The 20,650-nt window shown below is 48.8% G+C and carries 26 protein-coding genes and 1 tRNA gene; 16 read left to right on the forward strand and 11 right to left on the reverse strand.

What is annotated here, in order from left to right:
* Positions 1–108: 108 nt before the first annotated feature.
* The 4 genes from ACFOE0_RS21820 to ACFOE0_RS21835 all read right to left on the reverse strand — a co-directional run bounded on the left by ACFOE0_RS21820 (position 109) and on the right by ACFOE0_RS21835 (position 2,926).
* Positions 109–912 carry a hypothetical protein gene (locus tag ACFOE0_RS21820; protein ID WP_248934639.1) on the reverse strand — a complete coding sequence of 268 codons (804 nt, stop codon included), beginning with the start codon at positions 910–912 and terminating at the stop codon, positions 109–111.
* 451 nt (positions 913–1,363) lie between these two features.
* Positions 1,364–1,777 (reverse strand): hypothetical protein, encoded by a 414-nt coding sequence (locus tag ACFOE0_RS21825; protein WP_248934640.1) that lies wholly within the window; start codon positions 1,775–1,777, stop codon positions 1,364–1,366.
* A 405-nt stretch (positions 1,778–2,182) separates the two neighbouring features.
* Entirely contained in the window at positions 2,183–2,512 is a 330-nt protein-coding gene (locus tag ACFOE0_RS21830; RefSeq protein ID WP_248934641.1) for a hypothetical protein, read from the reverse strand.
* Between the two features lie 201 nt (positions 2,513–2,713).
* The gene (locus tag ACFOE0_RS21835; protein WP_248934642.1) at positions 2,714–2,926 is read right to left on the reverse strand and encodes a hypothetical protein; all 213 of its coding nucleotides are present in this window, start codon (positions 2,924–2,926) and stop codon (positions 2,714–2,716) included.
* Between the two features lie 408 nt (positions 2,927–3,334).
* Between ACFOE0_RS21835 and ACFOE0_RS21840 the strand changes: the two genes are divergently transcribed.
* From ACFOE0_RS21840 to ACFOE0_RS21865, 6 genes are all read left to right on the forward strand, one after another.
* On the forward strand, positions 3,335–4,609 hold the full coding sequence (locus tag ACFOE0_RS21840; RefSeq protein WP_248934643.1) for a tyrosine-type recombinase/integrase: 1,275 nt from the start codon (positions 3,335–3,337) through the stop codon (positions 4,607–4,609).
* 1 nt (position 4,610) lies between these two features.
* Complete coding sequence (locus tag ACFOE0_RS21845) at positions 4,611–5,156, forward strand: hypothetical protein (RefSeq protein ID WP_248934644.1); 546 nt, start codon at positions 4,611–4,613, stop codon at positions 5,154–5,156.
* A 128-nt stretch (positions 5,157–5,284) separates the two neighbouring features.
* Positions 5,285–5,491: a helix-turn-helix domain-containing protein gene (locus tag ACFOE0_RS21850; protein WP_248934645.1), complete on the forward strand. Its 207-nt coding sequence runs from the start codon at positions 5,285–5,287 to the stop codon at positions 5,489–5,491.
* Between the two features lie 10 nt (positions 5,492–5,501).
* Complete coding sequence (locus ACFOE0_RS21855) at positions 5,502–5,975, forward strand: hypothetical protein (RefSeq protein ID WP_248934646.1); 474 nt, start codon at positions 5,502–5,504, stop codon at positions 5,973–5,975.
* 258 nt (positions 5,976–6,233) lie between these two features.
* On the forward strand, positions 6,234–6,821 hold the full coding sequence (locus ACFOE0_RS21860; RefSeq protein ID WP_248934647.1) for a YagK/YfjJ domain-containing protein: 588 nt from the start codon (positions 6,234–6,236) through the stop codon (positions 6,819–6,821).
* A gap of 82 nt (positions 6,822–6,903) precedes the next feature.
* On the forward strand, positions 6,904–7,470 hold the full coding sequence (locus ACFOE0_RS21865; RefSeq protein ID WP_248934648.1) for a hypothetical protein: 567 nt from the start codon (positions 6,904–6,906) through the stop codon (positions 7,468–7,470).
* A gap of 81 nt (positions 7,471–7,551) precedes the next feature.
* On the opposite strand, the gene ACFOE0_RS21870 is transcribed toward ACFOE0_RS21865, so the two are convergent.
* The 4 genes from ACFOE0_RS21870 to ACFOE0_RS21885 form a co-directional block, all read right to left on the reverse strand.
* Positions 7,552–7,627: transfer RNA gene (locus tag ACFOE0_RS21870), tRNA-Arg, on the reverse strand.
* 129 nt (positions 7,628–7,756) lie between these two features.
* Entirely contained in the window at positions 7,757–8,014 is a 258-nt protein-coding gene (locus tag ACFOE0_RS21875; RefSeq protein ID WP_248934649.1) for a hypothetical protein, read from the reverse strand.
* On the reverse strand, positions 8,007–9,311 hold the full coding sequence (locus tag ACFOE0_RS21880; protein ID WP_248934650.1) for a motility associated factor glycosyltransferase family protein: 1,305 nt from the start codon (positions 9,309–9,311) through the stop codon (positions 8,007–8,009). Before ACFOE0_RS21880 ends, ACFOE0_RS21875 begins: the two co-directional genes overlap by 8 nt.
* 10 nt (positions 9,312–9,321) lie before the next feature.
* Positions 9,322–10,473 carry a flagellar assembly protein FlgT gene (locus ACFOE0_RS21885; protein WP_248934651.1) on the reverse strand — a complete coding sequence of 384 codons (1,152 nt, stop codon included), beginning with the start codon at positions 10,471–10,473 and terminating at the stop codon, positions 9,322–9,324.
* 215 nt (positions 10,474–10,688) lie between these two features.
* Between ACFOE0_RS21885 and ACFOE0_RS21890 the strand changes: the two genes are divergently transcribed.
* On the forward strand, positions 10,689–11,333 hold the full coding sequence (locus ACFOE0_RS21890) for a FlgO family outer membrane protein (protein WP_248934652.1): 645 nt from the start codon (positions 10,689–10,691) through the stop codon (positions 11,331–11,333).
* On the forward strand, positions 11,330–11,776 hold the full coding sequence (locus tag ACFOE0_RS21895; RefSeq protein WP_115134982.1) for an LPP20 family lipoprotein: 447 nt from the start codon (positions 11,330–11,332) through the stop codon (positions 11,774–11,776). The genes ACFOE0_RS21890 and ACFOE0_RS21895 overlap by 4 nt, the downstream gene beginning before the upstream one ends.
* Before the next feature lie 474 nt (positions 11,777–12,250).
* Here the strand turns inward: ACFOE0_RS21895 and ACFOE0_RS21900 are convergent, their stop codons facing one another.
* The 3 genes from ACFOE0_RS21900 to flgA all read right to left on the reverse strand — a co-directional run bounded on the left by ACFOE0_RS21900 (position 12,251) and on the right by flgA (position 13,779).
* Positions 12,251–12,673, reverse strand: a complete 423-nt coding sequence (locus ACFOE0_RS21900) for a flagella synthesis protein FlgN (RefSeq protein WP_248934653.1) — start codon at positions 12,671–12,673, stop codon at positions 12,251–12,253.
* Position 12,674: 1 nt separating this feature from the next.
* A complete protein-coding gene (gene flgM, locus ACFOE0_RS21905; protein ID WP_115134978.1) occupies positions 12,675–12,995 on the reverse strand; it encodes a flagellar biosynthesis anti-sigma factor FlgM in 321 nt (106 codons plus the stop codon).
* A gap of 76 nt (positions 12,996–13,071) precedes the next feature.
* Positions 13,072–13,779 (reverse strand): flagellar basal body P-ring formation chaperone FlgA, encoded by a 708-nt coding sequence (flgA, locus tag ACFOE0_RS21910; RefSeq protein WP_248934654.1) that lies wholly within the window; start codon positions 13,777–13,779, stop codon positions 13,072–13,074.
* Positions 13,780–13,966: 187 nt separating this feature from the next.
* Here flgA and ACFOE0_RS21915 point away from each other — a divergent pair, with 187 nt between their 5' ends.
* The 8 genes from ACFOE0_RS21915 (at position 13,967) to flgG (ending at position 20,649) form a co-directional block, all read left to right on the forward strand.
* On the forward strand, positions 13,967–14,887 hold the full coding sequence (locus ACFOE0_RS21915; protein WP_248934655.1) for a chemotaxis protein CheV: 921 nt from the start codon (positions 13,967–13,969) through the stop codon (positions 14,885–14,887).
* A gap of 54 nt (positions 14,888–14,941) precedes the next feature.
* Positions 14,942–15,784, forward strand: a complete 843-nt coding sequence (locus ACFOE0_RS21920) for a CheR family methyltransferase (RefSeq protein WP_248934656.1) — start codon at positions 14,942–14,944, stop codon at positions 15,782–15,784.
* A gap of 111 nt (positions 15,785–15,895) precedes the next feature.
* Positions 15,896–16,294, forward strand: coding sequence for a flagellar basal body rod protein FlgB (gene flgB / locus ACFOE0_RS21925; RefSeq protein ID WP_248934657.1), 399 nt, complete (start codon positions 15,896–15,898; stop codon positions 16,292–16,294).
* A 3-nt stretch (positions 16,295–16,297) separates the two neighbouring features.
* A complete protein-coding gene (flgC, locus tag ACFOE0_RS21930; protein ID WP_115134971.1) occupies positions 16,298–16,714 on the forward strand; it encodes a flagellar basal body rod protein FlgC in 417 nt (138 codons plus the stop codon).
* 24 nt (positions 16,715–16,738) lie between these two features.
* A complete protein-coding gene (gene flgD / locus ACFOE0_RS21935) occupies positions 16,739–17,521 on the forward strand; it encodes a flagellar hook assembly protein FlgD (protein WP_248934658.1) in 783 nt (260 codons plus the stop codon).
* A gap of 56 nt (positions 17,522–17,577) precedes the next feature.
* Entirely contained in the window at positions 17,578–18,936 is a 1,359-nt protein-coding gene (flgE, locus tag ACFOE0_RS21940; RefSeq protein ID WP_248934659.1) for a flagellar hook protein FlgE, read from the forward strand.
* A gap of 165 nt (positions 18,937–19,101) precedes the next feature.
* The gene (flgF, locus tag ACFOE0_RS21945) at positions 19,102–19,845 is read left to right on the forward strand and encodes a flagellar basal-body rod protein FlgF (protein ID WP_248934660.1); all 744 of its coding nucleotides are present in this window, start codon (positions 19,102–19,104) and stop codon (positions 19,843–19,845) included.
* 15 nt (positions 19,846–19,860) lie between these two features.
* Positions 19,861–20,649: a flagellar basal-body rod protein FlgG gene (gene flgG, locus ACFOE0_RS21950; protein ID WP_115134963.1), complete on the forward strand. Its 789-nt coding sequence runs from the start codon at positions 19,861–19,863 to the stop codon at positions 20,647–20,649.
* The last annotated feature ends 1 nt before the right edge of the window (position 20,650 follow it).

Here is a 20,650-nt window from a genome sequence, read left to right on the forward strand (position 1 = left end):
GTTAAGGTGTAAACAACGCAATACCGATACTGCCGTAGACCACCTTCAACTCTAGACTCAACGCATAGTAAAAATTCCAAGCATTGCGAATCACTCTTAAACAGATTTTTATGCAGCAACACCACGGTTAGCTTTGTACTTTTCAACCTCCAACTCACGATTCCGTTTTTCTAACTCGTTTTGTAATTGGCGTTCTTGCTTTCTATCTTCAAATTCATTCTCCATTCGATATTTTTCTAACTCCATATCAAATTGGTTTCGTTGACGCCTTTCTTCTAAGTCTAACTCTCGTTCACGCTTGTCTCTTTCCATCTCGAATCGATGCTTCTGCTGTCTTTCCTCGATCTCTAACTCTCGACTACGGCGCTCCATTTCCATCTCAAACTGGTGCCTTTGGGCATTCTGTTGGAAATCATTTTCCATTATCTTATGTTCTTTTTCGAACTGATGTTGAGCTAGTTTCGAGTCTCGCTCCAATATAATTTCTTTTTCCCTACGAGAAAACTCTAACTCTAATTCGTGAGACGCTTTTACATGCTCTAACTTAGACTGAATAGTGACCAATTCTTCTTTAGCTTTCAATAAGTCTGTATCGTATTGAATCTGTTTCAACGAACGCTTTTTGTTAACAAACTCTTGGATTGATTGAACAAAATAGGAGGCCCAAGGTAAAAGAATTGTTAGAGTGAGAGATGACATTAAAGGAAACCACAGAAGATAATTAACATCAGAATAATTTTGTTCTAAGAACTCTATTTTGGCTTCAATTTCCTTGTTACTAGCTAATAGAACAGTAATCGCTTTCCAATTAAAAAATACCCATGATATAGAGAATGCGCCTAGCAATGGGTTTGATAGCCTTTGTTCAAAGTTTTTTCTAACCGAACCTGTCCATTCTTTCAAAAATTTCATATATACCAACTTTTATTTGATGCATAATATTTTATTAGTGAGACCTTGTAAGGTAGCTTACCTTGCAAGCTTGGCCTATCTTCTAAGGAAGGAGGAGATTTATGTACCGCCAAAGCAAAACGTACCAACAGCAGGTTGCTAGTTCGGCTTCTGCGCGAGCCGAGCAGGAACGAAAGTAGCTTGACCTTGCCACACTCGCTCAAAAAATCATTCCTGAACTCAACCGGTGATTGAGATCAAAGAGTTTGATTCAGGCTCTCCAGTGACTCCTCGCTTAGAGCTGTAACGGAGTGACAGTATCGATTGTTATAACGTCAGGTTTTATTTCCTACCCCGGAAGCAGCGTATGGGAGGTTTATCTTTGGGTTGCGGAAGAAGGGTTTCCTCGATACAAAAAGTCTGCTAATAAATTATTATTGTTAAAACACTGTTGAGGATCGTTGTGTCCCTTTCAAGTTTTATCATTGTCATATCTAGCAACCAAAAATGCTTCTAGATCATCAGAGTCATTAAATATGTGCTCAACATTATTCGCGTCCTTTATTTTCCAACTATCTCTGAATAATCCTTTCTTGCCTACAGCAGAGAGGCCTAGAAATGTGCATAGTGTTTTCAGGTCTTGAAAGTTTGCGTTCTTTTTTCTAGCTTTCTCTATTAATTGATTGATGGAGTGGTCGTTCCTTCTAGAGTTCTGTTTTGCAATGAATTGCTCATCCCTTATAGACTGTACTCGTAAATCTATATATTTCGCCTTGGCTAATTCTTGATTACCACCTGAAAGGGAGAGAGCTTTTGCCCAAATTCCCATTCTTTGTTTGCCACTTTGCAGCTCTTCTACTACTAATTCGTAGAGTTTTTCTTCCATTAGGCGCTCTTGCGCAGATTTTAATTGATCATGCATTTCGAATTAGCTTTTGATGAAGGAATATTGTGGACACGCTTCCGCCCCTGAATTACGGGTTCCAGCGTCCCTGCTGCCCTGTACGGGTTAAATTTTGACTGTTTTCATTAACAGAGGGCAGGACGTTATCACGTTATAAGTTGCTGTGCTGTAAGACATCTTCCATTTCTTTTATGTTTAGGCTTATTCGCTCAATGATTACGCGAATCCGCGCATTGATGGTCAGAAGTGCTTCATCAAAATGGGGAAGTTAGATGAGTCCACTTCTGTAAACCTAGTGACAGTACTCCAGGGAAAGGAGGTCAGGGCTTGGGACGTAAGACATTGACCATACCAACAGCAGGGTAATGTGTTGTTCCCCTTGAAAACCTACCTCACCAAAGCGCAGACCTTCTCTTTCTTTGCTGCGACTTCCGGGCTGTCGTCCTGCATCGCCTTGAGGATGAGGCGGTTGCACTCTTTCTCCTGCATTTGTGTCGCTGTTATAGGCTTAGGTTCGCCAATGCTGGCTATCACGGGTTGGTAGCTAATAGAGGCTTTGCAGTACATACGGGTCAGACTTTGAGCCTTGCTGCTTAAAAGGTGTTTGCCTGACAGCTCAGAGCAAATCTCCGTAAACATCGACTTGGCTTTTTGGGTGCAGCGGGAATAGTGGGTGGCGTGCTGTTCCAGGTCGATACATACCGTCTCTGGTTTCACCTTCCACAGGAAGTGCTGAAAGCGAATGTTCGTACCCTGGTAGTTGATGCTTTGCGAAGTGATATTGGTATTCAGGGTGTTGTTATAGGGGTGAGCTGAGGAGGAGGTCCGGATAAGTCAGCAGAGCAATGTTACTGGTTGTAGACGCTTAGAGACTTGCCGATGGCGATCAACAGTTCTCCTTCAGCAATGCTATGGACATCAACTGCTGCCCTCAGTCTCTTTCTCGTTAAATCGTCTTTTCAGATACTTTATGTTGGCATTCAGTTCTTTTATCTCCATTTGCATTTCCACTGCGGTTTCACGCATCTGCTTTACATGTAGGTAAATTAAGATGACAAAGAGTGGGATAAGAAGCCATCCGATTATAAATACAACTTTTATCAACATTCCCACGGTTTCTATCTGTCCCATCTTTTACTCTCCTTCCAATCCATTGATTTATTACGAGGGTTTGTTGTTTTTTGGCTTTTGCGATTAGTGGGTCATTTAGCTGGATACAAGGGGAAAGGTCAACAAAGCGAGGAAACTCTGTACCTTCGTATTAGGAGCTAACTTATGGAGTTGGAGCTTGGTGAAACGAGCTGAGCAAAGCAGATTGGAACAATGAGTCTAAGCAGAGGTTGCCGGAAATGGCGTTGCTTATGGTCTCCCCACAGGGGATAAGTCTAACTAATGCACCTTTGCTGACGTTTCTATATAAACCTTTATGTAGCAATGGTTTATTGCGTTTTTAGTGGTATGCTCTGCTTTACGAATCTATACGAAAATAGCCTATTTTTGATTGCTCTGGTGGTCTATAGGTGGTTTGGATAAAGCAGTATGCAGCGACTCAAATTCACTAAGTCTACTCTTTCAAAGCTAGCCGTGACGGGAGATACAGCCCGTTGCGGCGACAGCGAAATCAAAGAACTCTTCTTTGAAATCTCATCCGGCGGTGGTCAAAAGTTCAAGTTAATAAAGAAATTTGAAGGGCGAAAGCTGACCGTAACGCTTGGCAGTTTCCCAACAATGACGGTCGAGCAAGCCCGTAGAACGGCGCTGGAATGCTTGGAGTTAATGCGTAAGGGGATAAACCCTAATGCTGAAAAGAAAGCCAAGCGCAGGCAACATCAAAACGTTTTTCTGTTTTCCGACTTGTTCAATATCTACAAAGCAGACTTTGAGGTAAGGATTCGGGCAGGTGAGCGCAGGCGCAAATCCTTAGAAGATGCCGAATCCATGTATAAGCAACACACTCACCCGCTTTTTCGCAGTACAGATATTAGGCTGCTATCCAATGAGGATGCGCGCCAGGTAATCGGTATCCTGAAAACAACCAAAAGCGCAGCCACCAGCAACAAAGCACTTACCCAGATTAAGAGCTTGTTTAACTTTGCCAAGCGTGAAGGCTTGTTAGGTGAAAACCACTTTGCTGTATTTAAAAAGTTCGCAGAGCAGCCAAGAGAGCGCGTGTTAACGCAAGATGAGGAAATCAGGCTGTTAGCTGCTTTGGATGATGAGCCAAAGATCTATAAGGACATAGTATTAATTGCCTTGATGACCGGACAACGCAAAAACTGTGTGTTGTCGATGCGTTGGGAAGAAATAGACCCACACCAAGGTATTTGGGCGATACCTGCCAGCAAAGCCAAATCTAAAAAAGGGCTGGTGGTGCCCTTGATACCCTCTGCGATGGAGATATTGCAGCGGCGCAGTCAAGCGGCAGAGCAGGGCGAAGGTTTTGTATTTCCCAATAAGCGCAGCAAGTTAGGGCATGTAGTTGAGAAAACCGGACAAGGCTCATTCTGGCGGCGTATAACCATGCGTGCTGGCTTGTACTCGGATGACAAAGCGCAAAGGCTGACTTTTCACGATCTCAGGCGCTCTACAGCGACCCGTATGGCAAGGGCTGGCATTGAGCTAGCCATTATTCAAAAGGCGCTAGGTCATTCATCTATTGCCATTACCCAGCGCACCTATGCCCACCATGACTTATCACAGGTGAGAGCAGGGCTTGAGCATATCCAAGCGACCTCAAACAAGCTTGAGGGCTTAAAGGCTGAATTACAGGCATTGACACCAGAGCAGCGCAAAGAACTGTTAGGGGGGCTGTAGGATGAACCAATTAAGTAAATCGCAGATCAAGGGTGCCACCAGCTTATCTGGCGATGAGTTAGAAAACGTTTATAGACGCGTAAATCAAATTATTGACGCAGGAAATAACTTTGCAGCAAGTAATGGTGAATGGCAGCAGCAGCTAGTGGATACAATAAAAAAATTGGAAAGACAGTTAAAAAATACACCTCTATCTTTTCAGGAAATGGTTTTAAAAAGTGAGGCTGATTTCATATCAACAAATGGCGACAAAGCGAAAACCAGCTTAGGTGAGATGGTCGGCGATGGATTGGATGGTCTCAAGCGTATGCTTGATATATCACAAACTATCACCTCCCCGTTTCGCGATGTTCGTGATTTTGTACTCACTAGACTTATTCAGGAATATGGCAAAGAACAATGGTTCAAAGCGTTGGTAGCTGAGATATTAGAACTATCCCCTGACGCAACAAGAAAGGCTATTGCACGACATAAAGATAAACTTCATAGCCCACTTTTGCTTTTAAGGGGGGGCGTAGAAACTGAATGCTTCTTTCGAAAAAAGTAGCGATTAGCATATTGGCAGCGGACAGTGGAAGCGAATAAAGTGACTCTTATGTCCAGCAAAGTAGGTACAGTAACGACAAACTAGCTCCAGCAGATTAGGTAAACCTGCAAACCCAAGGAGCTATAAACATGAATCAAACTATTTCCTTTCAGCAAGATCGCTTATCTAACCGAGAAGCCGCCAGTTATCTGGGCTTAAAGCCTGAGACTCTATCGGTGTGGCGGTCTTGTGGGCGGTATTCCATCCCATTCATCAAAGTCGGCAGAAGAGTGTTCTACCGCCAATCTGACTTGGATGCATTCATTGCGTCACGTACTCACACGCAGACCAATTAAGGGGGCGGATATGACAACTGATATCTATCAGCTTGAGTCTATGCAAACTACGCATCCTGACGCTTTCAGCGAGCTTATGGCAATGGAACCGAACATGCGGCGAGTGATGCTTGTTCTTTTAAACGAGGGGACGGTAAGCCCACCAGCCAGAGGCTACGCAGAGTATGAGGTTGATAAAGAGGATGCGATTATTTCCAATCTCAGAGTTAACTGGAATATTGAAATCACCAGCAAAAAGGTGAGAGGGAATTACTGTTATCACATGATGACAATAGCGCAGATCCATGAATTTTTGCATGACAGAGAAACAATGAGAAAACGGGTCGCTGCTATAGTATGGGCAAAACGCACCAGAGACCTTGATAGGCAGCTGAGAAAGGCTATTAAGTGGAGGGGCGAGAGCTGGCTAGTTGATAGGATAGGCGAGTTAGCAGCTAATGATCCTTTGTATGACGTAGAAGAACAAAAGGAGCCTAAGCCGTAACTTAAACCCCTTTCGGTAAAACATGGTTAGCGGTTCAATCTTGGCGGAACGACCGCTAACCATAGTTCGAGGATAGTCAGTTATGCCCAATCATTCAAACGCAATAAGCGCCCATCATTTTTCACTGGTTTGTAACTCTTTTCATTCACCGGTTTGTGACCCCTCAAAAAATAAGACTTGCTTGGTGCTGGTGTGTTGGCGGGATGTGTTTCACCGGTTTGTGACCCGTTTAAATATTATCTATAGGTGTGCGCTGTTATGAAGTATGCCTGTAAAAAGGAGACATTTTGCTATCAGGGGGTTTTCTATCCGGTTCTTAATGGGCATTTAGGTTGGTACAGAGATATTTTGGTGACGTGTCTTAATCAACTGGACGCACTGCTCACTCATACCAGTAAAGCGTTAGTTATTCGCTTTGACTGCCATATGTCGGGGTATTCGGAAAATAACGCCATTATTAAGAAGTTCAGGCGCAGGCTGCTCAAGAAACTAAGGCGGCATTATCCCGGCTTGCTACTGGGTTATCTTTGGGTGCGAGAAATAGAAAAAGCAAAGAGCCAGCATTACCATTTTGTGTTTTTGGTCGATGCAGAGCGCATACCAACGGCAAACGTTTTTTTAAGTTGTGCTACTGATGTATGGGAGCGGTTGACAGACATTCACCCCCATGTGCCCGAAAACCCATATTACTTGGTAAAGCGGGGCGACAAATCACGCCATGCGGAGTTGATAAAGCGTGTCAGCTATTTGGCAAAGAAGCGCGGCAAAGGATACAAAGCCAGACAGGGTAAAGACTATGGCGCAAGCCGAATAAAAATTCGTGCTGCGAATGACTCTGCTTTTTAGTGCTGGTGGTTTTACGGGTTAAGGAAAGGTTTTTCGGATGGTTGGATGCTTTCAGGGTGATAGGGTTAGGCGCTATGTTGATATGCAGCAGCGCATAGAAGCAAAAACATTCAAAACAGCAGTGTCACATAAAGGGCAGCGCTGCAAACTCAATTGTTCGGATAAATTCCCTCAGATTTTCACTGTGGCAGCACATGCTGAATATGCGGCAGTTTTGTGGTTTGAGAGCCAGGATTATGACAATTTTCCGGTGCCTTTGCTGTGGGACAATACCAGATACCCTCGCTTGGTGTTTCTATGCCCTAGTTGTTGTAAGAAAAGGCTGCATCTTTATGGGGCTGCTAACGGTTGGGCGTGCAGGGTGTGTCTAAAACTGCATTACAGCGTTCAATCTATGGGAACAGAGGAAAGGCTAAGGAAACGTATCAGAAAGCAAAGGAAGGCTATTTGGGGCGCTGATGCGTCACTTGATACTTTGGAGTGGTCGTATCCATTCGATAAGCCCAAACGGGCAAGGCGTCAAAAGTTCGCTGATGCAGTATACAAGTTGAATAAAGCTGAGCTTAGTTATTTGGAGTGTTTTGAACAGCGGTTTGTGCGGTTAAGCAAGAGAATTGGCGTGCTGGCAAAGGAGGTTGATTTAATCTAATGCGACACGGGGTGGTCTATAGGTGGCTAAAAATCCAAGTTATCACGTAAATCACTGAAAATAATGGATTTATTTAAGATATGGTCTCCCCACAGGGACTCGAACCCCGATCGATCGCTTAGGAGGCGACTGCTCTATCCTGTTGAGCTATAGGGAGACGGGTTTGATTATACTGGTTTTGCTCCGGATGAAAAGCGCTGAGATTCAAGTGATTAAATACTGATCAGAAAGGCGGGCCGAGATGATATCAAGGCCCGCCTTTGCTGTTTTTATGTTCTGTACCCGATTAGTTATCAGTGTGCTGAATAAGAGCGGTCAGTTCATATTCCAGGGTATCGGCCAGATCCAGCCAGTCTTTGCGCTCCTGGGCATTCAACAGTTGAGTCAGTACCGGCATGTAAGCCTCTTTGTTTTTTGAGGCGGCAATCCAGGCCTGTACCTGACCTATGATTTGCTGATACTGGGCATTGGCTTTGCCTTCCTGCCCCAGTCGAAACAGGCTGGCGGTATCTGAAAGCAAGGCGGTCAGTTGGTCTTTAGTCATGGCTTAGCTCCCTGAATTCAGTGCCTTTAATGGCTGCGCCACTCTTGCTGTCGCGGTAGAAACGGATATCCGGGTGTTTACGGATAAAGTGCTCCAGTGAACGCATATAAGCTCTCAGGTTCAGGGCTGTTGGCAGACGTTCGCCATGACCATCCAATACCCAGTGGGGGCTGTCGGTGCTGTTCATTCCCACCAGGGTGTTGCCCGGTTGCCAGAAGGCATAGGCTTTTTTGCCGGGATAACCAAAGTCGACCCCAACAAAGGTGATCTCTTTGGCGCCAAGGAGGATGGCCAGATGGATCGCTGGCTGCACAACACTGCCGTTAAGGAACAGGCGGGTTTTCGGCAGCAGACTTGCCAGTGCATCATCTCTTGGCAGGTTGGAGTGGGCGTTGAATTTAGGGCCTTGCCAGGCATCTATCAGCTCAGGGCTGGACTTGGCCATATAGACCAAAGCGCGGCCTGCGCTCTGCCCGACATCGACGATCTCCGGGGTGATTAGCTCATCAACCGTCACCACTATGTCAGGGTTTATCCCATGTTGGTTAAGTGCCTGACACGACGTATCGACAGCGATAATCAAAGGTCGTTGGGCTTTAGGCAGGTCACTGATGGCTTTCAGTCTTGAGTAGGCTTCTTCCTGACTGGGGCCGGATGCCACGATAATGGCTTTGCTGTTGGCGTGTTCGGGCAGTAGCTCGATCACATCCGGATGTTGCTGCAGGCGTGGCAGATTCAGCTCCAGCCTGTCTTTGAACTGTTCAATCTGTTTGGCGCGGTTTTGATTCACGTGTTCGCGGTTGATCTCATAGACCAGCAGGTCACGCACACAGGCGTAGTCACCATCACACAGGGTCAGTTCCGGGGTGATGCTGATATTGGGCAGGAGCGGGTAATCTGATTCCGGCTTAATACTTAAGCTGACTCTGGGGTCGCTCAGCCATTCACTCTGGTTGGTGTAGCTGATAAGCAGCTTGAAGACGCAGGGATTTATCAGATGTACCACAAGCTGGGTGCAGCGATTGGTTTCCAGCAAACGAATTGGGGTATCGCCCATACCTACGCCATAAAGGTGTACGGTTTTGGCATCCTGCGGCAATGTATTGCACAGCAGCTCGGCTTCGCGCTGCCGGGCATGACGGCTGGAGAGCTGCAGGCCATTGACCATGATGGTTTGTTCAAGACCCTCAATGAGTCCGGCATCCAGCTCTTCAATATTTAAAGGTTGCAGTTGGGCGGCAATATCCGGCCAGCGTTCTTGTATGACTTGCAGATTAAGCTGCAACAGATCCGTCATAGGGTCTCCGCTATTGTTTAATTGCCAGGTCACTGAGCTGGATAGCCATGGCACCGGGTTGGGCTCCCAACAGGGCGGTGGCGCTGGTCTCAGTTACCTGATCTATGGTTATCTCAGTATTGCTGGCGTGTGCCAGCGCTCTGTGATTTGAAAATCTGTCAGTCATCTGTTGTTGCAGTACCAACTTGAATTTATCCCCTGTGTGTACCCCGTGCTTGCGACCCAGATTAATCATGATGCGATTGCTGTCACGGGCGATGACCTGACCTAATACAGGGCGACAAATCAATGCGTTATCCATATCTTTTATAGCATTGCTCAGGGTTTTATCTATTTCCCGGCCAAAATCAGATTGCCAGAAGTAGTTGGCGGTAGGGGGCACACTGACCTGACGGTCGAACTGCCACTCGGCCTGAGTGTGGTAATCCTGACTCCAGATCTGTTCGCCGCTGATGCCGTGGAACAGCGTCAGCGTGATGGCGAAGTTACGCAGTGGGTCGTCCTGCCACAGTCCCAGAAAGCTTGATTCGGCCGGCGAAACTGACAGGTCGCGGATGCTGGGAATCAACAGATACTGGCTGTCTGTGTGTTCGGTCAGCCAAGTGGGCAGGGCATAGCCACTGATGTCGGCCACAGAGCTGTTGATGTCCAGCTTGTCATATTGATGTTGGTGGCTGAATGCCGCGCGGGACTGTGCATCCAACATATCGCCGAGGCGAGCCGACAGCGCCGTTTCAAAACCTACCAGTTGACCATAGCTTAGGTGCTCTCTGTGCTTGAGCAGGCTTTGAGGAATGAGCACTGCTGCTTTGACAGAGCTTTCCAGGCACTGGCTGGTCATGTTGTCTTTGGCAGCAATTTGCAAGTTCACCGTCAGCATATCGCCGTTGACTGATTCGCTGATGATTTTGATATCCGGATTATTCAGCTGGGATGTCATGGTGAACTGATCACTGGTCAATCGTCCGCCGGTCACCTGCTGTTGGCTGGTAATGGTGACGCCGGTTTGCAGCGAGGCATAGCTGACCGCCTGGGCGATAGCTTCTTCCCGTGCTGTTTGGATATCGTCATCCACTATCTGGGCACTTCCCTGGGCATTAATCCAGGCCGCGAAGGCTGGAAATGTCATCAGGGCGGCGACAAATGCGATAAAAGTCCGCATGTTTCTGGTCCTCTCCAACGTCATTGTGTTGGCATTGCAATCTTTCCTGACCAATCAAAGCAATATCTATGCCTTAACGGGGAGAACCTTGGACGCTGAGGTAAAGAGGAAAAATGCAAAAGCAGGGGTAAAGTCATGGGCGAACCGGTCGATAAAGTATGCAATGAGATCAACTCAGACGTTGTGTTATCGCGTCTGTGATTAAGGACGACACCATGTTCAAACAAATGAAATTGCTGCCACTCTTTGTATTGGTGACGGCATGTGCATCGGAAATGCCGGATCAGGCTCACATGCTGTCACAGCAAAGCCTGCAACATGACATGGGCAAGCCTCCTAAGTCTGCCGTCAATCATCTGGCATCCCGTGCGGTATTTGAGTTGATGATGAACAATGATGCTTTGCGTCCGACCCAGCCGGTTGTGGTGGCTACCCCTGTGATGGTGGGTGACTTTAATGACACTAATGCCCTGGGCAAGCAATTGCAGCAGGGGATGATGGCGGCGCTGCATATTAATCAGTTCAACGTGGTGGATATGAATGTAGCCGAGGCGATGCGGGTGACCAAAGACGGCAACTTTATTTTGAGTCGTGACTGGCGTCAGCTGCCCGGTGATGTACTGGTGGAATATAGCCTGGTGTCGACCATGAGCCTGGATGTTAATGGCCTGCAGTTGAACAGTCGTCTGATTGACCTTGCCAATAATCGTGTGGTGTCGGCTTCGCAGGCGTTTGCCAGTTATAACGAGTTGGGTGAGTACCTGATGGCATCAGAAAAAGTGGTGTCAGAAAACGGGCTGCTTTATCGCTATGAAAAGCCGGGTCGTGGTCAGGCGCTGCTGTTGGGGGATGAAATATGAGAATACTGGTACTGGCGATGACACTGCTGCTGGGCGCATGCTCCAGCAATGACAAATATGTGCAGTGGGAAACTGAAGCCCCCAAGACTTTTCCCAAGCTGACCGCTATTGGTTACGCGCCTTTGGCAACTCAACCTGCTGAAGAGCAATCTCACAAAGTGTTGATGGCGATGCAGGCGTCCAAGATTGCCGCTTATCGTGAACTGGCTGAGCAGGTTTATGGTCAGCAACTCTCTGCCACCAGTCAGGTGGGTGATTGGCTGCTGCAAAGCGATCAGGTCAAGACCAATGTCAGTGGTCTTATCCGTGGTGCCCGGGTGGTGAAGAGCTATCCTGCCGGAGAACACTATGTCACCGAACTTGAGCTGGACTTCGGCCTGGTGTGGGATCTGTACCAGCAGGAGAACCGTCCACAGAAAGTGAAGTCCATTACTTACTTCTGATTGTCTTGGGCAGCAGTGCTGCCATTTGATTTCCAACGCGCTTCACTTCCTTCAGGGTGAGGCGTTTTTTTATGCCTGCTGCTAACTCTGTTGCCAATGTGCTTTTCCTAATTGGTCTTTTCTCAATCAGCCTTTCCCAATTTGCTCTCTTCTCTACTGGCCTTTTTCAATAGCGCTTTTCCAATTGCGAAGAGCGCGCCGACCATCAGCCGCTATCCGCTTAGGTGGGCTGAACAACGCTTTATGGCAAGCAAAGCACCCAGGTGAGGGTAGCGCTGTGCTTGTTTCAAACGGTCGTCATGTAAGTCGTAAATGCTGTAGCTAGCTGAAATGGATGTGAGGCTGGACTTTCGGTTGCTGCGAGAGTGGGTCTAAAAGGAATGAGAGTAAGCAGTAATGAGAGTAAACGGTGGAAGTGACTGAGGAAGGACATACACCCGCAGACAGACTTACTGCGGGCATTAAATCACAGACTTAAACTTTGAGGTTGTTACCCAGAGTGGAGATAGTGGAGGTTTTACCCTTACCGTCGTAAGTCAGGCTGGTGGCATTGCGGCTCACCTGCAGTGCAGAAGCGAGGCGGTTGATACTGGCCAGGTTCATATCAATCAACTGGGCGTTGGCTTCATTGGCCTGCTGACATGCATCCAGAGCCTGTTTGATTTCATCTACCTTGGGCGCCAGGTCTGCGGTCAGCCGTGCTTTGTCCGGGTGAGCGGCCAGCAGTTCGTCGTGACGCTGAATGTGCATCAGCAACTGCTGTTTTTTCTCGGCCAGAGAAAGCAAAGACTCAGCCTGTTGTTGGCTGAGTGCTTGCTTTTCTTCCGAAATAACTTCCCTGAGCGAGGTCAGGGTTTGTTGCTGTGAGTCCAGCAACACGGCGATATCGCTGCTCATATCAGTTGTTCAGGTCCTGAAGTTCCTGCTCAAATTGAGCGATATTGGACGCCAGTTTTTCAGCGTCAACCTTGTAACGTCCTTCAGCTATTGCCTGTTTGATTTCGGCAACCTTCTGTACATCGACCTCTGGCATGGATGCCATCTTACTGTGTGCTCCCTGGAGTTGTTGAGCCTGAGGAGTAATGTTTACCGAGTCAGGTTTATTACCGGACGCCGCAGGTTGAGTATCTGTGGACTTGGGCGCCTGATTGGATTCACCAACCGCCGTCCGGCTACGGGTATTGTTTACGCCGCTTAATTTGTTGATATCAATAGCCATTTCTTGGCTCCTGCGTGATTGTCTCTAGAGTCTGTAACAGTTTATCGGCTGCATAGCAGATAGCTTTAGGGAAATTTTACATTTTCACTTCAACTTCGCCAATGCCAATTATTGTAGCATCCAAGCGTCTGTTTGAACGGCTGTTTTTTATCCTGATACTGTCACCGACAATACCATCCTGTAGGGCTTCGCCCTGGGTCTTGATCATAAAGCCGTCAGTACGGGCCATGATATCAACCTTGTCGCCACGGCAAACAAAGCACACATTGGCAGAGAATATGGGAGAGTCTTTGGCAATCCGCCTTTTGGCGCGGGTGCCGACCAAATCCTGAGTGTCTTCATACTGTGACCCCCGCAGCTGAGATTGGTCAACCCACTCAAGTCTGATTTTGTCCGGGTCGATCAGTTGCCCGGAACCCAAATGTGCATCTGCGACCACTACCGGTCTGAGAATTTCTACCCGTACCGAGATAAACATCTGCCAGGGGTAATCCATGTCCGGCGAGGTACAGGAAATTTTGACTGTGTTGTTTTTACCGATTTCGCGATCTGAGGCCATGCTCCCCTGCATGGGTTCACTGCATCTTGGGGGGCTCATTCGAGTGGCCAGCATTTGGGGTTCTATATTCACCTTTGCACCAGCAATATTATCGATTTTCGCCGCGACGGTCGCTTTAGCCAGTTGATGAATTTCTTCCTGAGTGGGCACTGAAATTTGTGCCGAGACCTGTGCGCAAAATCCGAGCAAAAAAGTGGCTGTGATGTTAAATGCTTTAATATTCATTAGTTACAGACTAGCTTGTCGTGTCAGATTACACCTATACTTTCCTCTGCGGGTTTGCACCCTCAGGGAAAACTGTCAAAGGATTGTCGATATTTTGCTATCGAGGCCCTCAGTCAGGAACAAAGCAAGGAATATGCCTATACTCCAAGGTAGGCATCTCACAAAAACGAGCAGCTAGGGCATTTTTATGGCAAGCATTCTTGATTCTGTTAATCAACGGACACAGCTGGTGGGTCAAAACCGGCTGGAGCTGCTGTTATTCAAACTTAATGGCCGTCAGCGCTTTGGTATCAATGTATTCAAAGTGAAAGAAGTGCTGCAGTGCCCGCCATTAACCAATCTCCCAAAGTTGAGCTCTTTTATCCGCGGTATTGCACAGATCCGTGGGCAGACTCTGTCTGTAATTGATCTGAGTGCGGCGACCGGTGGCAAGCCCATCGAGGATGTCAGCGACTGCTTTATTATCATTTCTGAGTACAACCGCAGTGTTCAGGGCTTCCTGGTGAAGGGCGTAGAACGCATTATCAACACCAACTGGGAAGAGGTGATGCCGCCACCGGATGGTACCGGCAAGGGCTCTTACCTGACGGCGGTGACCGAGATTGAAGGTGAACTGGTGGAGATTCTCGATGTAGAGAAGATTCTTGATCAGATCTCGCCGGTGAAAACTGAACTCAGCGAAGAAGCCCAGGAGCAGTTAACGCTGGAAGAGGATAAGAATTACCACATCATGGTGATTGACGATTCGGCTGTGGCGCGCAAGCAGATTATTCGTTCTTTGACGTCACTTGGGCTGGAAATTGATACCGCCAAAGATGGACGTGATGCCTTGAATATGTTGCTGGAGTTTGCTGAAGACCATGAGAATCTGGCAGATGAAATCCCGCTGATCATTTCGGATATTGAGATGCCAGAGATGGACGGCTATACGCTGACATCTGAGATACGGGCTAACCCAAAACTTAAAGATATCAAGGTCGTATTGCATACTTCTCTGAGTGGGGTATTCAACCAGGCCATGGTTGAGAAGGTTGGTGCAGATGATTTTATTGCCAAGTTCAATCCGGATGAACTGGCAACCACAGTAAACAAACACCTTAGTTTGTAAGATCGGATTTTCGGGGACAGGGTTTAGCTCGCATTGCGAGTGCAGTGAATAGGAATGACAGTGGCGAATAAGACACTTGCGGAGACTGAATACACTCAGTTCAAGCAATTTCTGGAACAACACAGTGGCATAGTGTTGGGGGACAACAAGCAGTACCTGGTGCGTAGCCGTCTGGCGCCTTTGATGGGGAAGTACGACTTGCCAACTTTATCTGAGTTGGTCAGTAAGTCGATGAAACCCGCAGAGCGCCAACTGCGTGCCGAAGTGATTGATGCCATGACCACCAATGAAACCCTTTGGTTTCGGGACAAGTATCCCTTCGAATTGCTCGCCAGTGAGTTACTGCCTGAGTTTGCCGGCAAAGGCGGACCATTGAAAATTTGGTCGGCAGCCTGCTCATCGGGACAGGAGCCATACTCCATTGCCATGACAGTGCTGGAGTGCCAACAAAGAGCACTCGGTGCGGTTCCTTCTGCCGGCGTCTCTATTCTGGCGACAGACCTTTCACCTTCTATGCTGGAGCGTTGCCGCAAAGCGGAATATGACTCTCTGGCATTGGCCCGTGGCTTGTCGGAAGAGCGTAAGCGCCAGTTTTTTGAACCCTGTAATACGGGCACCATGCAGCTGAAAGATAACGTCAAACGCATGGTGAACTTTCGTCCTCATAACTTGCTGGACAGCTACGCCTCCCTGGGTAAGTTCGACATTATCTTTTGCCGCAATGTGCTGATCTATTTTTCGCCGGAGGCAAAGAGCAACATACTGCGGCAATTTGCTGCCGCTTTGAATCCAGGCGGCATTCTGTTTCTGGGGGCATCTGAATCTGCCGCCGGGGTAACCGAAGAGTTTGACATGGTTCGTTGCAACCCCGGAATTTACTACCGCAAGCGCAGCTAAAGGTTTTGCGGCTAACCACCAGGATTGAAAAGGGATGACATTATGTCGTCCCTTTTTTATTGGCACATGATTTGCAGTTTAAATCCACAACGGTTTTGAGGAGGCAAATTTATGGCGCTCTCATTTGATAAAGCTCTCGGCATTCATCAACACACGGTGGGCATTCGTGCACAGCGTGCCGAAGTGATCTCCAGCAATATCGCCAATGCGGATACTCCTCATTACAAGGCTCAGGATGTGGACTTTGCTACTGCGCTGCAGGATGCAAAGAGTCATCAGGGCGGCTTGAGTATGGCGCGCAGCCACGACAAGCACTTCGATTTGCAGGCCCTCACCCAGCAACATGTTAAGTATCGCGTGCCTAACCAGCCGGATACGGGTGATGGCAACACAGTAGACATCCAGCAGGAAAAGGCGGCGTTTATGGAAAACGCCCTTGAGTATCAAATGTCGCTGGGGTTTCTGGACCGTAAGTTTGCAGGCCTGAAAAAGGCGCTGAAAGGGAGTTAATCCATGAGTCTGTTCAATATCTTCGACGTATCAGGCAGCGGCATGTCAGCCCAGTCGGTTCGCCTGAACACTACGGCCAGTAATATTGCCAACGCTGATGCGGTGTCCAGCAGCATAGATCAAACCTACCGTGCCCGGTATCCGGTATTCCAGGCTGAGCTGGCAAAAGCCAGTCATCAGCAGCAGGAAGCGACCGGTGTAAAAGTAATGGGGATTGTAGAGAGTGATGCGCCACTGCAGAAAGAGTTCGCACCCCAGCATCCGATGGCAGATAAAGATGGCTTTATTTACAAACCCAACGTCAACGTGATGGAGCAGATGGCGGACATGATTTCAGCGTCGCGCTCTTATCAAATGAATGTTCAGGTGGCTGAGGCAGCAAAATCCATGCTGCAGCAGACACTGAATATCGGCAAGTAATCCGGGTAGAGCAGGAGGTAAGTCTTGAGCCTCATTAATCCCCTCAGCGGTGCGGCATCACCCCTGAGTAAACAAAGCAGCCCATCCCAGGTGCAGAGTAACAATGCCGGCACCGGGAGTAACCAGGTCAGCAACGAGAGTCCGGTACTGGACCCAATGCGTTTGCAGACTGAGCAGGCTGTACCTGAGCAAAAGGGTCAGGAGCTGACCCAGGAAGACTTTTTTGCTCTGCTGTCGCAGCAGCTGTCTATGCAGGATCCATTCAAGCCGGTTGAGAACGACCAGATGATCGCTCAGATGGCCTCATTCTCCACCGTGGATGGTATCGCCAAGCTGAACGAAGAGATCCTCAACCTCAACAGCACCATGACTTCCAGCCAGGCGTTGCAGGCTTCTGGTCTGGTGGGACAGAAGGTACTCATCCCATCAGGTACCGGCCATGTCAGTGCTGAAGAGCAGGAGGTTAAAGCCGTCGTCACTGCGCCAGAGCAGATAGAAGAGATCACTGTCCGGGTTGAAGATGACAAGGGCCAGCTGGTTACCACCTTCAAGGTTGATGGCAGCGCAGGCGGCAATATCGATTTCACCTGGGATGGCCTCAACAGCAAAGGCGAGCCGGTCCCGGAAGGTAACTATAGCTTTAAGGCCAGTGGACGGGTTGATGGTGAATCCCAGGAACTGGCGGTCTCAACCTATGCCCACGTTACCAGTGTGTCATTGGGTAGTGCGACCACGGGGGCTGTCCTCAATCTTAAAGGGATTGGCGGCGTGAAATTATCGGATGTATTGGCGGTAGCGGAAAGCTGATGCACGCAGTACGTGAGGCGCGTGTTCGCCTCCATCTGAATTAATAGAGGTGAATTATGTCTTTTAACATTGCATTGAGTGGTATTGCGGCTTCGCAAAAAGACCTGAATACCACGGCCAACAATATCGCCAACGTAGGTACAGTCGGCTTTAAAGAGTCCCGTGCTGAGTTTGCCGATGTGTATGCCAACTCCATCTTCTCCAACGCGGGGACAGCGGTGGGCGGCGGTGTCACCACGACTCAGGTGGCACAGCAGTTCCATCAGGGCAGCTTGCAGTTCACCAGCAATGCTTTGGATATGGCAATCAGTGGCGGTGGCTTCTTTATCACCTCTGCCGGTTCAGGTAACCAGGATTACTCTTACACCCGTGCCGGTGCCTTTAAGATTGATGCCAATAACTATCTGACCGATGCTGCCGGTAACTTCCTGCAGACTTTCCCGGTAGATAAAGACGGCAACTCCACCTCTGTGAGTTTGTCGACCACAAGTTCAGTACAGATCCCTGATACCGCGGGCAGCCCACAGAAGACTGAGCAGGTTGGCTTGCAGATGAACCTGAATGCCGGTGAACCTACCAAGGTGCTGGCCGACTTTGACCCTGATGATCCGGATACCTTTAACAACTCCACCTCGCTGACTTTCTACGATTCTCTGGGTGAGCCTCATGTATTGACCACCTACTTTATTCGCCCAGAAAACGCGGCATATACAGGTGAAAGCCATTGGGTATCGTTCCAGGCCGTGGACGGTGTGCCGGTAAATATGTCCGGTGCCGCCGGTAGTTACCAGACTGATACCAATGGTGATGGTACCCCGGATGCAACTGGTACCGCTGATGTGGGTGGCTGGACTGGCGCGGTATTGAGCTTTAACGACACCGGTACCTTCACCGGCTCAGATCCGGCTGTGATAACCACTGAAGAGTTGGGTATCAATGGTGCAGGAGCCCTGGGCGCAGGTGCTGATGGTACTCAGGCGTTAACTATCAACTTCAACGCCCCGACTCAATACGCATCGCCATTTGAAGTCACGGCTCTGACACAGGATGGTACCACTGTGGGCCGTCTGACCAATGTTGAAGTTGGCACTGATGGGTTGATTACTGCCTCTTACAGTAACGGTGCAACTGTACCGCTGGCCCGGGTGGCACTGGCGCGATTTGCCAACGAGCAGGGTCTGACTCAGGTGGGTAATACCTCCTGGAAAGAAAGTCTGGCATCCGGGCAGGCGCTGGCCGGTGAAGCTGCCAGTGGTACCTTTGGTGATATCCGTTCTTCGGCTCTGGAGCAGTCCAACGTGGACCTGACCACAGAGCTGGTGGATTTGATTTCTGCCCAGCGTAACTTCCAGGCCAACTCGCGTACTCTGGAAGTGAACAACACCCTGCAACAGACCATACTGCAGATCCGATAATTCGTTAACGTTGTAAACAGCCATTTGCCGCATTGCGGCAAATGGCTGCCGCTTATCTTTCTCTTTCGATTTTCCTTCCCCAGTTTCAATCGCTTACCTCCCTTAAATCATTGGCACAAAGATTGCTCAACCCTAGGTTAAGTAAATTCTTTGACGGAGTGGCCAATGGACAAGTTTCTTTATGTCGCGATGACAGGCGCCAAGCAGAACATGCATTCGCTGGCGGTCAGGGCGAACAATCTTGCCAACGCCAATACCGATGGGTTCAAGGCTGATATCGAGCAGGCCCGCAGCATGCAGGCTTTCGGTGAAGGCTTACCCACCAGAGTCTTCGCCATGACGGAGAACCCGCTGGCTGACTTTTCTGACGGTTCTATCAAGACCACCGGCCGGGACATGGACATCGCCATAGACGGCGATGGCTGGTTTGCGGTGCAGGCCGAAGACGGCGGCGAGGCTTATACGCGCTCTGGCAGCCTGAGTTTTGACGCCACAGGCTTGCTGCGCAATGACAGAGGTAACCCTGTTATGGGCGATGCCGGTCCGATTGTGCTGCCGCTGCCTATTGAGAAGGTTGAGATCTCCAAAGACGGCATTATTTCAGTGCGTCCCCAGGGGGCAACCGCCGAAGTTATTGAAGAGGTCGCCCAGATAAAGATGGTGAATCCGGGCAATGAAAACTTGATGCGGGGCCAGGACGGCCTGTTCCGTCAAATTAATGGTGAACCCGCCGCGGCCGACCCGACTGTCAGCATCTTAAGTGGTGCCGTAGAGGGCAGTAACGTTAATGCCGTACATGAAATGGTGGCCATGATCGACCTGCAAAGACAGTTTGAAATGCAGGTGAAGATGATGAAAACCGCTGAAGAAAATGACCGCGCTTCGGCCGGGTTGATGCGCATTGGTTAAGCAGGAGAAAGTATTATGCATCCCGCACTATGGATAAGTAAGACAGGCTTAGATGCCCAACAGACCGACATCTCGGTGATTTCCAACAATGTGGCCAACGCCAGCACTGTGGGTTACAAGAAAACCCGCGCTGTGTTTGAAGATCTCCTGTACCAAACTGTCAATCAGGCAGGTGGTGTCAGTGCTGCCAATACCAAACTGCCCAATGGTCTGAATATTGGCGCTGGTACCAAGGTGGTCGCCACCCAGAAGATGTTTACTCAGGGCAATATGCTGACCACAGACAACTCTCTGGATGTGATGATCGAAGGCCCGGGATTTTTCGAAATCGGCTTGCCTGACGGGACTACCGCCTATACCCGTAACGGCCAGTTTACCCTGGATGATACAGGTCAGATTGTGACGCCGGGTGCCGGCTATGTGGTTCAGCCTCCGATCACTATTCCTGAAGATGCCATTGCCATTACGGTTTCTGCCGAAGGCGAAGTGTCGGTAAAGACACCGGGTAATGCTGAGAATCAGGTGGTGGGTCAGTTCAGCGTGTCTGACTTTATCAATCCATCCGGTCTGGACCCTATCGGCCAGAATATGTATCTGGAAACCGGTGCCAGCGGTGCACCTATTCAGGGGACAGCTTCTCTGGATGGATTGGGTTCGATTCGTCAGGGGGCGCTGGAAACGTCCAACGTGAATGTCACCGAAGAGTTGGTGAACCTGATTGAAAGCCAGCGCATTTATGAGATGAACTCCAAGGTTATCTCTGCGGTGGACCAGATGCTCAGCTATGTGAATCAGCAGCTGTAAG

The organism is Shewanella submarina, from assembly GCF_042646185.1.
Taxonomy (GTDB): domain Bacteria; phylum Pseudomonadota; class Gammaproteobacteria; order Enterobacterales; family Shewanellaceae; genus Shewanella; species Shewanella corallii.

Coding starts and splice junctions, on each gene's coding strand:
- flgG (WP_115134963.1), top strand. CDS start 19,861: ATGCATCCCGCACTATGGATAAGTAAGACAGGCTTAGATGCCCAACAG.
- ACFOE0_RS21885 (WP_248934651.1), bottom strand. CDS start 10,473: ATGCGGACTTTTATCGCATTTGTCGCCGCCCTGATGACATTTCCAGCC.
- ACFOE0_RS21865 (WP_248934648.1), top strand. CDS start 6,904: ATGCAGCAGCGCATAGAAGCAAAAACATTCAAAACAGCAGTGTCACAT.
- flgE (WP_248934659.1), top strand. CDS start 17,578: ATGTCTTTTAACATTGCATTGAGTGGTATTGCGGCTTCGCAAAAAGAC.
- ACFOE0_RS21845 (WP_248934644.1), top strand. CDS start 4,611: ATGAACCAATTAAGTAAATCGCAGATCAAGGGTGCCACCAGCTTATCT.
- ACFOE0_RS21825 (WP_248934640.1), bottom strand. CDS start 1,777: ATGGAAGAAAAACTCTACGAATTAGTAGTAGAAGAGCTGCAAAGTGGC.
- ACFOE0_RS21860 (WP_248934647.1), top strand. CDS start 6,234: ATGAAGTATGCCTGTAAAAAGGAGACATTTTGCTATCAGGGGGTTTTC.
- flgA (WP_248934654.1), bottom strand. CDS start 13,779: ATGAATATTAAAGCATTTAACATCACAGCCACTTTTTTGCTCGGATTT.
- ACFOE0_RS21880 (WP_248934650.1), bottom strand. CDS start 9,311: ATGACGGATCTGTTGCAGCTTAATCTGCAAGTCATACAAGAACGCTGG.
- ACFOE0_RS21850 (WP_248934645.1), top strand. CDS start 5,285: ATGAATCAAACTATTTCCTTTCAGCAAGATCGCTTATCTAACCGAGAA.
- flgF (WP_248934660.1), top strand. CDS start 19,102: ATGGACAAGTTTCTTTATGTCGCGATGACAGGCGCCAAGCAGAACATG.
- ACFOE0_RS21915 (WP_248934655.1), top strand. CDS start 13,967: ATGGCAAGCATTCTTGATTCTGTTAATCAACGGACACAGCTGGTGGGT.
- ACFOE0_RS21895 (WP_115134982.1), top strand. CDS start 11,330: ATGAGAATACTGGTACTGGCGATGACACTGCTGCTGGGCGCATGCTCC.
- flgM (WP_115134978.1), bottom strand. CDS start 12,995: ATGGCTATTGATATCAACAAATTAAGCGGCGTAAACAATACCCGTAGC.
- ACFOE0_RS21890 (WP_248934652.1), top strand. CDS start 10,689: ATGTTCAAACAAATGAAATTGCTGCCACTCTTTGTATTGGTGACGGCA.
- ACFOE0_RS21820 (WP_248934639.1), bottom strand. CDS start 912: ATGAAATTTTTGAAAGAATGGACAGGTTCGGTTAGAAAAAACTTTGAA.
- ACFOE0_RS21875 (WP_248934649.1), bottom strand. CDS start 8,014: ATGACTAAAGACCAACTGACCGCCTTGCTTTCAGATACCGCCAGCCTG.
- ACFOE0_RS21835 (WP_248934642.1), bottom strand. CDS start 2,926: ATGGGACAGATAGAAACCGTGGGAATGTTGATAAAAGTTGTATTTATA.
- ACFOE0_RS21900 (WP_248934653.1), bottom strand. CDS start 12,673: ATGAGCAGCGATATCGCCGTGTTGCTGGACTCACAGCAACAAACCCTG.
- ACFOE0_RS21855 (WP_248934646.1), top strand. CDS start 5,502: ATGACAACTGATATCTATCAGCTTGAGTCTATGCAAACTACGCATCCT.
- ACFOE0_RS21840 (WP_248934643.1), top strand. CDS start 3,335: ATGCAGCGACTCAAATTCACTAAGTCTACTCTTTCAAAGCTAGCCGTG.
- flgB (WP_248934657.1), top strand. CDS start 15,896: ATGGCGCTCTCATTTGATAAAGCTCTCGGCATTCATCAACACACGGTG.
- ACFOE0_RS21920 (WP_248934656.1), top strand. CDS start 14,942: ATGACAGTGGCGAATAAGACACTTGCGGAGACTGAATACACTCAGTTC.
- flgC (WP_115134971.1), top strand. CDS start 16,298: ATGAGTCTGTTCAATATCTTCGACGTATCAGGCAGCGGCATGTCAGCC.